Raw genomic sequence first — 17,920 nt, forward strand, 5'->3', positions numbered from 1 at the left:
CGACTACCTCGCGTCTCGGGTCAGCAGCGCGGCGAGTCCGGCCGCGGTGGGGGTACGGAAGAACTCGGCGATCGGGATCTGGCGCCCCAGCCGCTCGGCGATCCGGTTGCGCAGGACCACGAGCAGCATGGAATGACCGCCGAGCGTGAACAGGTCGTCGTCGGCGCCGACGGCGCCGACCTGTAGCACCTCGGCGAACACCTCGCAGAGGGTCTTCTCCAGCGGGGTCTCGGGTACACGGCCACGGGTAGCGAGATCGGGCACCGGCAGCGCGGCCTTGTCGAGCTTTCCGTTACGGGTCAAGGGTAATGCCGCGAGTGGCACGATCGCGACCGGCACCATGTACTCCGGCAGCGCGCGGGCCAGGTGCGTCCGAAGCTCCTGCGGGTCGGCGGTTTCCGGTGCGGTGTAGGCGATCAGGCGCTTGTCGCCGGGGCGGTCCTCCCGGACGACGACCAATGCCTGGTCCACGTCTTCGTGCCGGGCCAGCACGTTCTCGATCTCGCCGGGTTCGATGCGGAAGCCGCGGATCTTCACCTGGTCGTCGCCGCGGCCGAGATATTCCAACTGGCCGTCGGGGGTCCACCGCGCGAGGTCACCGGTGCGGTACATGCGTTCCCCGGGCGGCCCAAAGGGATCGGCGACGAAGCGTTCGGCGGTGAGCTCGGGACGGCCGTGGTAACCACGAGCCAGGCCGGCCCCTGCCAGGTAGAGCTCGCCGCGTACGCCGGCCGGAACGGGGTTCAGCCGATCGTCGAGGACATAGGCACGGGCGTTGTGCACGGGCCGGCCGACGACCGGGCGGTCGGAGTCGCGGACCCGGCCGACCAGCGCGTCCACGGTGGCCTCGGTGGGACCGTAGAGGTTGTAGGACTCGGTGCCGGGCAAGGACTTCAGCGTCTCCCACAGCTGTTGGGGCACGGCCTCGCCGCCGACGCCGACCACGGCGAGCGCGCACTTGCCGTCCTTGATCAGGCCGGCGGCGGCGAGCTGGGCGAAGTGCGACGGCGTCAGCTCGATGAAGTCGAGCCGGCGGTCCCGCACCACTGCGGCGAGGCGGTCGGGGTCGCGGCGGGTGTCGTCGTCGATGACGTGCACCTCGTGCCCGTCCAGCATCCACAGCTGCGGCTGCCAGGAGGCGTCGAACGCGAACGCCCACGCGTGCCCGATCCGCAGTTGCCCAGTGCGGGCAGCGGGGCGGTGGAGGGTCTCGCGGTGACTGTGGAACAGGTTCACCAGACCGGAATGTGGGATCACCACGCCCTTGGGCTTGCCGGTCGAGCCGGACGTGTACAGCACGTACGCCGGATTCGCCGGCGACGGCGGGGTGAGCACGGCATTGGTGTCCACAACGTCCTCGACGTAAAGCCCGTTGAGGCCAAGAGACTTTGTCGTCAGTACCAGCGTGGCGCCTTCCAATACTGCGGCGATGCGGTCGGCCGGTTGGTCCGGATCCACCGGCAGGTAGGCCGCACCCGTCTTGAACACGCCGAAGATCGCCTCGATGAACGCCGCGGATCGCGGCAACACCAGTGCCACCACGGCTTCGGGTCCGGCGCCGTGGGTGGTCAGCCAGCGGGCCAGCCGGTCGGTGCGGGCCGCGAACTCGGCGAAGGTGACGCTGGTGTTCGCGTCGCTCACCGCGATGGCGTTCGGAGTTGCCGCCGCTTGTGCGGCCAGGCGGTCCACGACGGTCGGAGCCGTCATGGTGAGCGGTTGTCCGGTGCCCCACTCGTACAGGATCCTTTGCCGCTCACGCGGTTCGAGGACGTCGATGCGACTGAGCGGCCGGTCCGGCTCGGCGACGACGGCGACCATGAGCCGCACCAGGCGCTCGGTGAGAGTCCGAGCGGTGGTCTCGTCGAAGAGATCGAGACTGAACTCCAGCTCGCCGTCGATGCCGTCCGGCGTCTCGACCAGGTCGAAGGACAGGTCGAACTTCGCCCGCCGCAGGCCGGTGTCCCGATAGGACGCCGGCAGGCCCAGAAGCCTCTCCTCCACAGCACTCGAGTGGTACACCGCGAGCATGACCTGGAACAGCGGGTGCCTGGCCAGCGAGCGGGGCGGGTTGAGCAGCTCGACGAGGTGCTCGAACGGCAGGTCCTGGTGTGCGTACGCGGCGAGGTCGGCTTCGCGAACCCGCGCCAGCAGTTGCCGGAACGTCGGATCGCCGGCGGTGTCGGTGCGCAGCACCACCGTGTTGACGAAGAACCCGGCGAGGTCCTCCAGAGCATGATCCGTGCGGCCGGCGACCGGGGTGCCGACCGGAATGTCGGTACCCGCGCCGAGACGCGTCAGCAGCGCCGCAAGCGCCGCCTGCAACACCATGAAGGTGCTGGTGTTGCAGCGAGAGGCCAGATCGCGCAGGCCCTGGTGCACCTCGGCTGGCGCGGTGAACGGGACCGCGCCGCCCCGGTTGGTCGACCGTGCCGGGCGCGGGCGGTCGGCCGGTAGCGCAAGCTCGTCGGGGATGCCGGCGAGGGCGTCTCGCCAGAACGCCGCCTGTCGCCCGAGCAGGCTTTCCGGGTCGTCGGCGCGACCGAACACCTCTCGTTGCCACAACGTGTAGTCGACGTACTGCACCGGCAGCGGGATCCATTGTGGATTCTCGCCGCGAAGGCGGGCCGTGTAGGCGGCATCGAGATCGCGCTTCAGCGGCGGCAACGACCAGCCGTCGCCGGCGATGTGGTGCACCAGCAGCACAAGCACGTGGCGCCCCGGGTTCACCGAGATCAGCGTCGCCCGCAGGGGAATCTCGGTGTTGAGCCGGAAGCAGTGACCCGCCGCGGCGGCGACACGATTCGCGAAGTTCGCTTCGGCGACGGTCTCGGTGGCCAGCACCGGCCGGGCCTCCGGTAGCACGACCTGATGCGGTGTGCCGTTCTCCTCGACGATCACCGTGCGCAGAACCTCGTGTCGGGCAACAACATCGGCCAGCGCCAACGCCAACGCGGCGGTGTCGATCCGGCCGGCGAGCTCCCACGCCCAGGGGATGTTGTACGTGGGGTTGAGGCCGTCGAGGCGGTCCAGAAACCAGAGTCGCTGCTGCGCATAGGAAAGCGGCAGCACCTCCGGCCGTTCCGCGCGAGTCAGCGCCGGCCGGGTGCCGCGGCCAGGATCGAGGAGCTCGGCCAGCCGGGCCGGGGTCGGGGCGTCGAACACCGCCCGGATCGGCACCTCGACGCCCAGTAGCGCGCGAATCCGGCTCACCAGCCGGGTCGCGAGCAACGAATGTCCGCCAAGGGTGAAGAATCCGTCGTCCGGGCCGACCGCCGCGATGCCCAGGACGTCCGCGAACAGTTCGCACAGCGCCTGCTCGACTGGCGTCCGGGCGACCCGGTCGGAGGTGTGGACCTCCGGGGCGGGCAGGGCGCGGCGGTCGAGCTTGCCGCTGGCGTTCACCGGGAATTCCGGCAGCACGACAATGGCGGACGGCACCATGTGTTCGGGCAGCTTCTCCCGGAGCAGGGCCCGCAGCGCGACGGGGTCGCCGCCGGTCACGTAGGCGACCAGCCGGTCGTCGCGGGCGATCACGACCGCCCGCGCCACCGACGGATCGGCCGTCAGCACGGCCTCCACCTCGCCGGGTTCAACCCGGAAGCCGCGAATCTTGATCTGCTGGTCGGCGCGGCCGAGGAAGTCGATCGAGCCGTCGGCGCGGCGACGGACGAGGTCGCCGGTGCGGTACATCCGCTCCCCCGACGCACCGAACGGATCCGCGAGGAACCGCTCCGCCGTCAGCGCCGGCCGGCCGAGGTAGCCGCGGGCGAGACCCGCGCCGGCCAGGTACAGCTCGCCCCGCACGCCCGGTGGCACCGGCTTCAGGCGCTCGTCGAGGACGTAGGCGCGGGTGTTGGCGATGGGCCGGCCGATGGCAATGTCGCCGTCCACCACGTGCATCAGGCTGTCGCCGGCGACCTCGGAGCAGCCGTACAGGTTGATCAGCTTTGCCCCGGGCCAGCGGCTGGCCACCCGTTCCGCCAAGGTGGAGGAAAGCGCTTCGCCGCTGGTGATCCACGTCGTCACGGTGTCGAACGCCCCGGCCGGGGTGTCGTCGGCGAAGCTCGCCAGCAGGCTCGGCACGACCGTCAGCACCTGCGCGCCGGTGCGGCGCACCAGGTCGGCGAGGGCGAGCGGATCGGTGGCGGTCGCGTCGTCGGCCAGGATCACGGGGTCGCCCGCGGTCAGGCCGCCGAGCAGCTCGGTGGAGCCGTCGATGAAGGTCAGGGCGCTCTTGGCGATCCGCACGCCCTCGACGGCGTCCCAGTGCAGGCGGTTGGCCAGCGCGCGCTGGGTGCCGGCGACGGGCTTGGGCCGGCCGGTCGAGCCGGACGTGAAGATCACGTACGACGGGTGATCCGGGCGCACGGTCGGCCAGACCGCCGGCTCCGGGCCGGTTTCGTCGGGGCGGACGAGCCGGTCGCCGAAGCCGTCCGCCGCGATGACCAGGTGCGCAGCGGCGTCGGCGAGCATCAGCTCGACGCGTTCGGCGGGGTGGTTCAGGTCCAGCGGAAGGTAGGCGGCTCCGGTCTTGAGGACCGCCAGGATCGCGGTCACCAGCTCGACCGACCGCGGCAGCGCGATCGCCACCGTCCGCTCCGGGCCTGCTCCCCTGGCCACCAGCCCTCGCGCCAACGACGACGCACGGGCGTCGAGCTCGGCGTAGGTGAGCGTTTGCGCGCCGATGATCAGCGCGGTGGCGTCCGGGGTCCGGGCCACCTGGGCGGCGAACAGCTCGGCGACGGTTTCCGCCGGCAGCTCGGTCGCGGTGACGTCGACGAGCAGGTCACGTTCGGCATCGGCCAGGAGGTCGATCTCGCCGATCCGAGTGTCCGGGTCGGCGACGGCGGCGCGGAGCAGTTCCCGCAGCCGGGCGAGGATCGTCTCGACGTCGGCCCGGTCGAAGACGTCGCTGTTGTACTCGGCGGTGCCGCGGATCCCGCCCTGGTCGCCGACGAAGAACACCAGGTCGGCGCGGGCGGTGCCGGTGCTGACCGGCTCCTCCTCGACGGTCAGGCCCGGCAGCCGGAGGTCGGCGACGGCGTTGTTCTGCCAGGCCAGCATCGTCTGGAACAGCGGGTGATAGGCCAGCGACCGCGCCGGGTTCAACGCCTCGACCAGCCGCTCGAACGGCACGTCCTGATGGGCGTAGGCGTCGAGGCTGCGGTCGCGGACGCGGGCCACCATGTCGCGGAAGCTCGGGTCGCCTTGGGTGTTCACGCGCAGCACCAACGTGTTCACGAAGAACCCGACCAGATCGTCCAGTGCCTGATCGGTCCGGCCGGCGATGGAGGTGCCGATCGGGATGTCCGTGCCGCCGCCCAGCCTCGACAGCAACGCCGTCAAACCGGCGTGCACCACCATGAAAACGCTTGCGCCACAGGCACGGGCCAGCTCGACGATGCCGCCGTGGAGCTCGGCGTCCCAAGCGAAGGAGAACTGCTCGCCACGGTAGGAGGACTCGGCCGGGTGCGGTCGGGTCGTGGGCAGCTCGATCCGCTCGGGGAGGCCGGCCAGGGCTTCGCGCCAGTACGCCAGCTGCGGCTCGATCACCGCCTCGCCGAGTGCTTCACGCTGCCACAACGTGTAGTCGGCGTACTGAACGGGCAGCTGCGTCCACTGTGGAGTGCCACTGTTACGGCGAGCGGTGTAGGCGGTGGCGAGGTCACGCCAGAGCGGGGCCGTCGACCAGCCGTCGGAGGCGATGTGGTGGAACACCAGCACCAGGACGTGTTCGCGGGAGTTGAGACTGAACAGAGCCGCCCGGAGCGGGATGTCCGACTCCAGTTCGAACGGCGTGTTCGCCACCTCGGACACCGCGTCGGCGAGCGTCGCGGCGGTGACGGCCTTGATGGGCAGCGACATCTTTGCGACGTCAAGGACAACCTGCCGGGACTCGCCCCCGACCTCGGGGAACACCGTGCGCAGCGCCTCGTGGCGGGTGAGCACATCGTTCAGCGCCGCCTTGAGTGCCTCGATGTCAAGGTCACCGGTCAGCCGGACGGCGCTGGGCATGTTGTACGTCGCCGAAGGGCCTTCCAGCCGGTGCAGGAACCACAGCCGCTGCTGCGCAAACGATAGCGGCAGCACCTCCGGCCGCGGTTCGACGCGTACCAGCGGTGGGCGGGCCGTCTCCGATTCCACCGTGGCCAGCCGCGCCGCCAGGCCGGCGACGGTCGGCGCTTCGAACACCGATCGCACCTGCAACTCGACGCCGAACACCGCCCGCAGCCGCGCCACCAGGCGCGTCGCCATCAGCGAATGCCCACCGAGAGCGAAGAAATCGTCGTCGATCCCGACCGAGCCGGCGTCCAGCACCTCGGCGAACAGCCCGCACAGGACCTCCTCCACGGGCGTCCGTGGGGCACGACCGGTGGTCGCCTCCTGACGATCCGGGCTCGGCAACGCGCGACGGTCCACCTTGCCGGAGGCCAGCAGCGGCAGGCGATCCAGCATGACAAACGCCGACGGCACCATGTACTGCGGCAACAGGTCCCGGACATGCGCCCGCAGCGAGGTCACCAGCGCGCTGGTGTCGCGCTGCCCGACGGGGTTGTTGCCCAGCGCGTTCAGGTCGGCGCGAACCGGCCGGCCACGGTAGATCCCCACCGGCTCGCCGGTCGTGAACACGACCTCCAAAAAGCCCGGATCGGCCGTGACAGTGGCGTACATCCGACAACCCAGCCGGGCCGCAAGCGTTTGCAGGGCCTCCGGGTCCACTCCGGACGACCGGTCGTCCAAAGCGGACAGTGCGGCGTCGGCATCGTCGGCCAATGCCGCAACGGCCGCGAGCTCACCGGAGAGACGGGCGTTCGGCACGCCGGTCACCCGCAGTCGCGCCGGCCGCTCCTCCAACCGCATGTCCTCGAACGCGACGACCTGTTCCACGACTTCGGGCTTGGGGGCCTTGCGCAGCACCACGTCGTAGCGGTGCCGGGTCAGCTCGTTGTGCGCCTCGCCACGCTTGACCAGGATGTCGACATCCTCGAAGCCGTCGAGTTCGCGGGCCAGCACGGTGAAGAAGTCCGGATCGAGCACGAGCTCGCCCTCGCGGGCGATCGCCTGATCCACCGCCGCTGTGCTCCGCCGGCCGTGGCGCAGCTCGGTCGCGGTGCGGAAGGCACGCAGCGACCGCAGGTTCCGGATGTCGCCCAGGAAGATCACGCCGCCCGGGTTGACCCGCGCGGCGGCGGTTCGGATCACCTCGGCGAGGTAGTCGACGCTCGGGAAGTACTGCGCGACGGAGTTGATGATCACCGTGTCGAACGTCGGCAGCTCGCCGAGATCGTGCGCCGGCCGCGCCGCCAGCCGCACCTTGCCCGCCAGCTCCGGCCGCTCGGCGAGTTCCCGCTGCAGGTTGGCGACCGCCCGCTCGGACAGGTCGACGCCCCAGTACTCCTCGGCGTCCGGCGCGATCCTGGACAGGATCAGACCACTGCCGACACCGATCTCCAGCACACGTCTGGGCCGTAGCTGGGCAATCCGGTCGATCGTCGCCGCATGCCACTCCCGCATCTCGTCGACCGGAATGGCGGTGCCGTCGTAGCTGGAGTTCCAGCCGGCGAAGTTCTCCTCCATGCCGCCGGCCTCGGCGTCGGCGAACACGTTCTCGTGCAGCTCGTGCCACTCGCCGACGTGATCGAGTTCGGATTCCTCGTCGCGCCGGCCGGTCGGCACCACATACGCGATCAGCCGGCCGTCCTGCGCGGTCACCACCGACTGGCCGACCCGCTCGTGCCCGACCAGCGCCGATTCGATCTCGCCGAGCTCGATCCGGTAGCCACGGATCTTGACCTGGTCATCGGCCCGGCCGAGGAACACCAGGCGGCCATCGGGCAGCCATCGCACCAGGTCGCCGGTGCGATACAGCCGCCCGCCGTCGCCGAACGGATCCGCCACGAACCGTTCGGACGTCAGGGCAGCCCGTCCGAGGTAGCCCCGGGCGAGGCCGGAACCAGCCAGGTACAACTGGCCCACCACACCGGGCGGCACCGGCCGCAGGCCCGCGTCCAGCACATATGCGCGGGTACCCGGGTCGGGTATGCCGATCGGCACGATCGAACTCGCCGGATCCGTGAGGCCCAGCGTGGAGTTGGTGGTGGCTTCCGTAGGCCCGTAGGCGTTGAACATCCGCCGACCCGGAGCCCACCGGCGCACCAACTCCGGCGAGACACGCTCCGTCCCGGCGAGCAGAACGCTGTCACGCGGCAGATCCAGGTCGTCGGGCATCTCCGCCAGCAGCGCCGGCGGCAGGATCATGAAGTTCACGTCGTGCTCGAATGCGTAGTCGACGAGCCCAGCGCCCGGAAACCGCAGCTCAGAAGGCACGACCACCAGCCGCCCACCGGACAAGAGGCCCAGGCACAGATCCCAGAACGCCACGTCGAAACTCGGCGACGCGAACTGCAACACCCGGCTCTGCGGCCCCACCCCGAACCTCTCCACCTGCGTCGCCACCAGCTTGGCGACGCCGGAGTGTTGGAGGACAACGCCCTTGGGCCGGCCGGACGAGCCGGAGGTGTAGATCACGTACGCGGCGTTCTCCGGGTGGATCACCATTTCCGGGTCCATTGTGGACATCTCGGCGATCGCCGGGTCGTCCAACAGGACCCGCGGCAGGTCGGCCACGCCGTCGAACTCGCGGGTCGTCACGACGCAGACCGGGGCCGTGTCCTCGACCATGAACGCGATGCGGTCGGCCGGGTAGTCGGTGTCGAGCGGCAGGTAGGCCGCGCCGGCCTTGAGCACCGCCAACTCCGCGATGATCATCTCCAACGACCGCGGCACCGCCAGCGCGACCACCCGCTCCGGACCGGCACCATGCTCGATCAGCAGGTGGGCCAACTGGTTCGCCGAGGCGTTGAGTTCGGCGTAGGTCAACTCCCGGTCCTCGAACACGAGTGCCACGGCATCCGGTGTCTCGCGGACTCGGACCGCGAACATCCCCGGGAACGTCTCGGTGCCGGCCGGTTCGAGGCTGCCCGCCCAGTCCGTCAGCACCCGTTCGCGCTCGTCGCCGGCCAGCAGGTCCAGCGCCGCGACCGGGCAGTCGGGCGCGGCCAGTGCCGCCCGCAGCAACACCTCCAGGCGGCGCAGGATCGCGTCGGCGCCGGCGTGGTCGAACACGTCCGCGTTGAACTCCAGCACGCCCGCGATGCCGGCATCGTGCTCGGTCAGGGAGATCGAGAGATCGAACTTCGAGGTGCCGGTGGTCACCGGGACCTCGGTGACGGTCAGCCCGGGCAATGCCACCTCGGCGCGGGCGTTGTTCTGGCCGGCGATCATCACCTGGAACAGCGGGTGGTACGACAGCGACCGGGTCGGGTTCAGCACCTCGACGAGCCGCTCGAACGGCACGTCCTGGTGCGCGTACGCGTCGAGGTTGCGCTCCCGCACCCGCCCGATGAGCACGCGGAACGACGGCTCGCCCGCGGTGTCGACGCGCAGCACCAGCGTGTTGACGAAGAACCCGACCAGGTCGTCCAGTGCCTGATCGGTGCGGCCGGCGATGGGCGAACCGATCGGCACGTCGGTGCCCGCGCCCAGACGCGTGAGCAGCGCGGCGAGGGCGGCGTGCACGACCATGAACGCACTCGCGCCGCACTCGCGGGCCAGCGCGGACAGTCCCGCGTGCAAGCCGGCATCCCAGTCGAATGTGTGCAGCTCGCCCTTGAAGGTGGCGGTCGTCGGGTGCGGCCGGTCCAGCGGCAGCTCGATCCGATCTGGTAGGCCGTCGAGGGTTTCGCGCCAGTAGTCCAGCTGCTGGGACAGCACGCTGTTCGGATCGTCCTCAGCGCCGAGCAGTTCCTCCTGCCACAGCGTGTAATCCGCGTACTGCACCGGCAGCTCGGTCCACTGTGGAGCTTTGCCTTCGCGGCGAGCGGTGTAGGCGGTGCCGATGTCACGCCACAGCGGCGCCATCGACCAGCCATCGGAGGCGATGTGGTGGAACACCAGCGCCAGCACGTGCTCACGCTCGCCGATTTTCAGCAGCTCGGCGCGCATCGGCGCGTGCTCTTCCAGATCGAACGGGCCACGCACCGACTCGGTCAGCAACTCGTCGAGGTTGGTGACGTCCCGCACGCGCAGGCTGACGTCGGCGTCGCTCAGCACGTCCTGGTAGGGAATGCCGTCACGCTGCGGGAACCGGGTGCGCAGGGACTCGTGTCGACCGACCACATCGGACAGTGCGGTGGCTAGCGCCTCGACGTCGAGGTCGCCCTCCAGTCGCATGATCAGCGGCACGTTGTAGGTAGCGGACGGCCCTTCGAGGTGGTGCAGGAACCAGAGTCGCCGCTGCGCACCGGAAAGTGGCACCAGGGCCGGGCGTTCCCGCCTGGTCAGCGGCGGCCGGGCGGCCGATGCGCCGGTGTCGACGAGGCCGGCCAGTCCGGCAGCGGTCGGCGTCTCGAACACCGACCTGACCGCCAACTCCACGCCCATCGCGGTCCGGATCCGGGCGATCAGGCGCGTGGCCAGCAGCGAATGGCCGCCAAGGTCGAAGAAGCTGTCGTCGGGACCGACCTTCGGCAGGCCCAAGACGTCCGCGAACAGCTCGCACAGCTGCCGCTCGGCGGGCGTCGCCGGCGCGCGGTCGGAGGTCGGGGCAATCGGGTCCGGCGACGGCAACGCCCGGCGGTCGAGCTTGCCGTTGGCCGTCACCGGCAGGGTATCCAGCACGACGATCGCCGACGGCACCATGTGCTCGGGCAGCCGATCCGCCGCCAATGCGCGCAGTTCCCTGGTGAGGGCGGCGATCCGGCGGAAGCGGCCGGGATTGCCCGTGTAGGCCAACAGCTGTTCGGTGCCGGCACGGAAGGCATCGACCGGAAACCGGTCGTCGGCGGCGAAGACGACGTCGACCGAGCCGTCGCCGGTCGCGGACCAGGTGACCGTGGTCCGACGCCCCAGGCGGGCACCGAGCTGGTACCAGTCTTCGGGGTCGACGCCATCGTCCGAGGTCCGGGCGTTGGGCACGCCGTCGATCCGGAGCTCCTCGTCGCCGCCGAGCATCGCGGCCACCTGGTGCACAGTGGACACATCGGCGCCCCACGCCAGACCGGTGGACCGTACAGCGCAGACGTTTGCGGGAGCGGTGTGGAGAACGACGTCGTAGCGGTACTGGGTCAGCTCGTTGACCGCCCGCCCTCGCTTCACCCGGATGTCGGCGCCGGCGATCCCGTCGATGCCGGCGAAGAACTCCGGTGCGACAAGGAGTTCCTTCTCCCGCAGCAGGCGCTGCTCGGTCAGGCGCTCGTCGTCACCAGCCACCGCGGCGTGGAAAGCGCGGACCTGGCGCAGGTCCCGGACGTCGCCGACGACCACCGCGCCGCCGGGTGCGAGCAGATCCAGCGCGCCGCGCAGCACGTTGAGGAGGTAGGTGCCGCTCGGGAAGTACTGAACGACGGAGTTGAGCACAATGGTGTCAAAGAACCCTCGAGGCAGGCCGTCAAGATCGGCAGCGTCGGCGGTGCGGAGTTCGACACGCGCGGCCAGCGCGGGGTCGGCCGCGACCCGCCGGCGCAGCGAGGTGATCACCTCGGCGGAAAAGTCCGTCCCCCAATAGCTTTCGCACTCCGGGGCCAGCTCGGTCAGCAAGAGACCGGTGCCGACGCCGAGCTCCAACACCCGGCGCGGTGCCAGTTCGCGGATGCGGGTCACGATGGCATCGCGCCATTCGTGCATCTCGACCAGCGGGATCGGCTCGCCGGTGTAGCTGGAGTTCCAGCCGGTGAAATCGTCGCCGTCCTCGGCCGGCGCGGCGTACATGGCGTCATAGAGCTCGCGCCACTCGCCGACCTGCTCGCTCTGGTCGTCACCATCTTCCGCAGCGGGCACGACATAGCCGACGAGCCGGACACCGCCCGGTCGGTCCTCGCGTGGGATCACGACGGCGTTCGCCACGCCGTCGTGCTGGGCGAGGGTCGCGGCGATCTCCCCGGGCTCGATGCGGAAGCCGCGGATCTTGACCTGCTCGTCGCCACGGCCGAGGAACTCCAGCACGCCGTCGGCCCGGAACCGGGCCAGGTCACCGGTGCGGTACATGCGATCGCCCGGCGCGCCGAACGGATCGGCGACGAACCGCTCCGAGGTCAGCGCGGCCCGGCCGAGGTAGCCACGCGCCAACTGGACGCCGGCCAGGTACAACTCACCGGGCGTGCCCGGCGGCACCGGGTTCAACGCGGCGTCGAGGACATAGGTCCGGGTGTTCCACACCGGGCGGCCGATCGGGGCGGTCTCGTCGACGATGTGCCAGGACGTCACATCGACGGAGGCCTCGGTGGGGCCGTAGAGGTTGTGGAGCTCGGCGTTCGAGGTCCGGCCGAACCGCGCGACCGCCTCGAGCGGCAGCGCCTCGCCGCTGCACAGGACCCTGCGCAGGCTCGTGCACTGCGCGGCGGCCGGTTCCTGCAGGAAGACCTGGAGCATCGACGGGACGAAGTGGACGGTGGTGATGTGTTCGTCGCGGATCAGGCGCGCGAGGTAGGCGGGGTCCCTGTGACCGTCCGGGCGGGCCACGACCTCGGTGGCGCCGGTGATCAGCGGCCAGAGGAACTCCCAGACCGAGACGTCGAAGCTGGACGGGGTCTTCTGGAGCACCCTGTCGCCGGGGCCGAGCCCGTACTCGTCCTGCATCCACAGCAGGCGGTTGACGATGCCGGCGTGTGGCACGACAACGCCCTTGGGCCGCCCCGTCGAACCGGAGGTGTAGATCACGTACGCGGGGTTTCCGCTGCGCAGCGAGACGTTCGGCGGCTCGGCGTTGTCGCTGGGAACGAGGTTCTCCGGCGTCAGGGTCAGGACGGGCCGGGCGTCGTCCAGCATGAACGCGACGCGGTCCGCCGGGTAGCCGGGGTCGATGGGCAGGTAGGCGGCGCCCGTCTTGAGCACGGCGAGGATCGCCGTCACCAGCTCGATCGAGCGTGGCAGGACGAGTGCGACCACCTGCTCCGGCCCGGCGCCGCGTTCGATGAGCGCGTGGGCGAGGCGGTTCGAGGCGGCGTCCAGCTCGGCGTAGGTGAGCTGCTCACCCTCGAAGACCAGGGCCGGGTGGTTGGGTGAGCGCTGTGCCTGGGCTTGGAAAAGGTCGGGCACCGTGACCGACGGAAGGTGCTGCGTGGCACCGGACCAGGTGGTTTCGAGCCGGTCGCGCTCTGCGGTGGTGAGCACGTCCAGGGCGCTGAGCCGGCGCTCGGGGTCGGCGACGGCCTGGCGCAGCAGGATAACCAGCCGGGCCAGGACGGCGTTCACTGTGGCGCGGTCGAAGACCTCCGCGTTGAACTCGGTCTGGCCGTGGATGCCGTCGGGGCGTTCGGTCAGCGAGATCCACAGGTCGAACTTGGCCGTGCCGGTGCCGACCGGCCGCTCGGTGACGGTCAGCCCCGGTAGCTCGACCTCGGAGCCGGGAGTGTTCTGCCAGGCCAACATCGTCTGGAACAACGGGTGATACGCCAGCGATCGAACCGGGTTCAGGACCTCGACGAGCCGTTCGAACGGCACGTCCTGGTGCGCGTACGCGTCAAGGCTGCGCTCGCGGACCCGCGCGACGAGATCCCGAAAGCTCGGGTCGCCTTCGGTGGTGACCCGCAGCACCAGCGTGTTCACGAAGAACCCGACCAGATCGTCGAGGGCCTGGTCGGTCCGCCCGGCGATCGGGGTGCCGATCGGGATGTCCGGGCCGCCGCCGAGCCGGGACAGCAACGCGGTCAAACCGGCGTGCACCACCATGAAAACGCTTGCGCCGCAGGCACGAGCCAGGTCGCCGAGGCCGGCCTGGAGATCGGCGTCCCAGACGAAGGTGAAGTGCTCGCCCCGGTAGGAGGACACCGATGGGTGCGGGCGGTCCACCGGGAGCGCGATGCGCTCGGGCAGGCCGTCGAGGGCCTTGCGCCAGTACGCCAGCTGGGCAGGCTCCTCGCTGGCGAGCAGATCCCGCTGCCAGAGGGTGTAGTCCGCGTACTGGACCGGCAGCTCGGTCCAGTGTGGAGCATCGTTGCGGCTGCGCGCGGCGTACGCGACGGCGAGGTCGCGCCGGAGCGGGGCCAGGGACCAGCCGTCGGCGGCGATGTGGTGCACCACCAGCACGAACACGTGTCGACGCTGGTCGATCGTGAGCAGCTCGGCGCGGAGAGCGGGTCCGGTGCCGAGATCGAAGACCGACCGCACGAGCTCATCGATTGCGGGGTCCACTTCGGACTCGGTGACGGGCCTCGTGGCCAGCTCGATCTCCATTGCCGGCAGGACGTGCTGGTACGGAACGCCATCCTCGGTCGGGAAGACGGTCCTGAGCGCCTCATGACGGGCGACCACGTCGTTCAACGCGGCCCGCAGCGCCGCCACGTCCGGCTCGCCGGTCAACGCCATGACCAGCGGAATGTTGTAGGTCGCGGAGCCGCCCTCAAGGCCGTGCAGGAACCACAACCGTTGCTGGGCAAAGGACAACGGGCACCGGTCGGGCCTGGCGGCGACGCTGGTGAGCGGCTGGCGCTCGCTGCTCGACACGGCTCCGGCGAGCAGGTCGGCCAGGGCGGCGGCGGTCGGCGCGTCGAACACGGCCCGTACCGGCACTTCCGCCCCGACCGCCGCGCGGATGCGTTGGATGAGGCGAGTCGCGGTGAGCGAATGCCCGCCGAGGTCGAAGAAGTCATCGTCCGGGCCGACCCGCGGCACGTCGAGGACGTCCGCGAACAGCTCGCACAGCAGCTGCTCGACGGGGTTGCGTGCGGCCCGCCCCGGACCGGTGGTGACGCGTTCCGGGCTGGGCAGGGCATTGCGGTCCAGCTTGCCCGAGGCCAGCACCGGCAGCCGGTCCAGCACGACAAACGCCGACGGCACCATGTACTGCGGCAGCCGATCCCGCACATGCGCGCGCAGCGACGATGCCAGCGTGGCGGTCCGCCGGCGCGCGGAGGGGTTGTTGGCGAGGGTGTTCTGAGTCTGGGCAGACCGGTAGGCCGGCCCGGCCTCCCCCTTCGTGAAGACGGCCTCCAGCCGGCCGACTTCGGCCGCGAGCGTGACGGCCACCCGGTAGCCGGCTCGCTCGCCGAGGCGGTACAAGTCTTCCGGTTCGGTCCCCGCCCGGCCGTCGAGCGCACGCAGCGCTGCCACCGGATCGCCCTCGTCGAGGGCCGTCACAGCGGCGAGTTCCCCGGACAACCGCGCGTCCGGGATCCCGATCACCCGCAGCCTTGCCGGCTGTTCCTCCAACCGCATGTCCTCGAACGCGACAACCTGCTCCTCGACGATCGGAGTCAGGGTCTTGCGCAGGATCACGTCGTAACGGTGCCGGGTCAGCTCGTTGTGTGCCGCCCCGCGCTTGACCAGCACCTCCACGTGCCCGAAGCCGAGCTCCGTGAAGAAGTCGGGTTCGAGCACGAGCTCGCCCTCGCGGGCAATCGCCTGCTCCACGGCTTGGCGGCCGTGCCGCAGCTCGGTGGCGGTGCGGAAAGCCTTCAGTGACCGCAAGTTCCGGATGTCGCCGAGGAAGATCGCGCCGTCCGGGGTGAGGTGATCGGCGACGGTCCGTACGACGTCGGCAAGGTAGTCCGCGCTGGGAAAATACTGCGCGACGGAGTTGATGATCACCGTGTCGAACGTCGGCAGCTCGCCGAGGTCGTGCGCCGGTCGCGCCGCGAGGTGCACATTGTCCGGCACCGGCAACAGATTGGCGATCGCCCGCTCGGAAACGTCTACGCCCCAGTACTCCTCGACGTCCGGCGCGATCTTGGACAGGATCAGGCCGGTGCCGACACCGATCTCCAGGACCCGCCTGGGATGCAGCTCGGCGATGCGGTCGATCGTCGCCGCGTGCCACTCCGCCATCTCGTTCCGACGAATCGGCGAGCCGTCGTAGCTGGAGTTCCAGCCGACGAACCGCTTCCCGTCGGCGGCGCCGTGCATTTCCTCGTGCACGGCACGCCATTCGTCCAGGTGCGCCCGCTCGGCTTCCTCGTCCCGGCCGGCCACCGGCACCACGTAGGCGTTCAGGCGACCGTCCTGGGCCACCACCACGGTCTGAGCGACCTGTGAGTGCTCCAGTAACACGGACTCGATCTCGCCGAGCTCGATCCGGTAGCCACGGATCTTCACCTGGTCATCAGCCCGACCGAGGAACACCAGGCGGCCATCGGGCAGCCACCGCACCAGGTCACCGGTGCGATACAGCCGCCCGCCGTCGCCGAACGGATCCGCCACGAAACGCTCGGACGTCAGCGCCGCGCGACCCAGATAGCCCCGGGCGAGACCGGAACCGGCCAGGTACAACTCCCCCACCACACCGGGCGGCACCGGCCGCAGACCCGCGTCCAGCACATATGCGCGAGTACCCGGGTCGGGTATGCCGATCGGCACGATCGGACTCGCCGGATCCGTGAGCCCGAGGGTGGAGTTCGTGGTCGCCTCGGTCGGGCCGTAGGCGTTGAACATCCGCCGGCCCGGAGCCCACCGGCGCACCAACTCGGGCGAAACCCGTTCGGTGCCGGCCAGCAGCACACTGTCCCGAGGGAGATCGACGTCCTCGGGAAACTCCGCCAGCAGGGCAGGCGGGAGGATCATGAAGTTCACGTCGTGCTTGAACGCGTAGTCCGCCAGGCCGGCGCCGGGGAAGCGAAGCTCGGACGGCACGACGACAAGCCGTCCGCCGGACAGCAAACCCAGGCACAGGTCCCAGAACGCCACGTCGAAACTCGGCGACGCGAACTGCAACACCCGGCTCTGCGGCCCCACCCCGAACCTCTCCACCTGCGTCGCCACCAGCTTGGCCACGCCGGAGTGGGACACCACAACGCCCTTGGGACGCCCGGTGGAGCCGGAGGTGTAGATCACGTACGCGGCGTTCGCCGGCACGATCGGCGCGCCGGGGTCGGTGGCCGGCGCGCCGTCCAGCGACAGCTCGTCGAGCAGCACGACATCGCCGTCGAAGCGGTCGGCCAGCTCGCGCGTGGTCACCACGCAGACCGGCCGGGCATCGGACACCATGAACGCGATGCGATCGGCCGGATAGTCCTGGTCCAGGGGCAGATAGGCGGCGCCGGCCTTGAGCACCGCCAACTCCGCGATGATCGTCTCCAGCGAACGCGGCACCGCCAGCGCGACCACTCGCTCCGGACCCGCACCGTGCTCGATCAGGACGTGCGCGAGGCGGTTCGCCCAGGCGTCCAGCTCCGTGTAGGTCAGCTCCCGGTCACCGAACACAAGCGCCACCGCGTCCGGCGTCGCCGCGACCCGTGCGGCGAACAGCTCGGGAAAGGTGGCCGGCGGCGCGTCGAGGTCGGTGTCGTTCCACTCGACCAGCAGCTGCCGCAATTCCGGCTCCGACAACAGGCGAAGGTGTCCGACCGGACACTGTGGACGCTCCAGCGCATCCGTCAGCAGCTGCTCGAAGTGCCGCAGCATCTGATCCACGGTGGACACATCGAGGACGTCCTCGCGGTAGCGCGCCTCGAGAACGCCGCCGGCCGCGGACAAATTCAGATCCAGCGGGAGGTCCGTCTCCGCGGCGAAGCCGATGTTCACCAGCGCGACACCGCCGCGGCCGCGCTCGGGCTGCAACTCGCCGACCAGCTCGTCGAACGGGATCTGGTGCGCCAGGGCCGCGGCGTGGGCACCCCGGACCCGCGTGACGACCTCGGCGAACCCCGGCGCGCCGGCGAGGTCGACGCGAATCGGGAGGAGCGAGCCGGTGCCGAAGACGATGTCGGCGGTGCCAGCGTAGCGGTGCAGCAGGACGACGAACGCCGCCATCAGCGTCGCGTCGTCCAGGTCGAACGGCAGCGCTCGGGTCGCCCGACCGCGCGGCGGGGCGGGCTCGGCCGGGTGCGGCCGGTCCACCGGCAGCAGGAGTTCCTTCGGCGCCGTGGCGAGCCGATCAAGCCAGAACCCGAGGTCCGCGACCTGCCGCACAGCGTCACCGTTGCTCACC

The 17,920-nt window shown here is 70.4% G+C and carries 1 protein-coding gene; it reads right to left on the reverse strand.

Going from position 1 to position 17,920, the window contains the following annotated elements:
* Positions 1 to 3: 3 nt before the first annotated feature.
* Positions 4 to 17,919: a non-ribosomal peptide synthetase gene (locus BCF44_RS49015; protein ID WP_116181462.1), complete on the reverse strand. Its 17,916-nt coding sequence runs from the start codon at positions 17,917 to 17,919 to the stop codon at positions 4 to 6.
* Position 17,920: the final 1 nt, after the last annotated feature.

The organism is Kutzneria buriramensis, from assembly GCF_003387475.1.
GTDB lineage: Bacteria > Actinomycetota > Actinomycetes > Mycobacteriales > Pseudonocardiaceae > Kutzneria > Kutzneria buriramensis.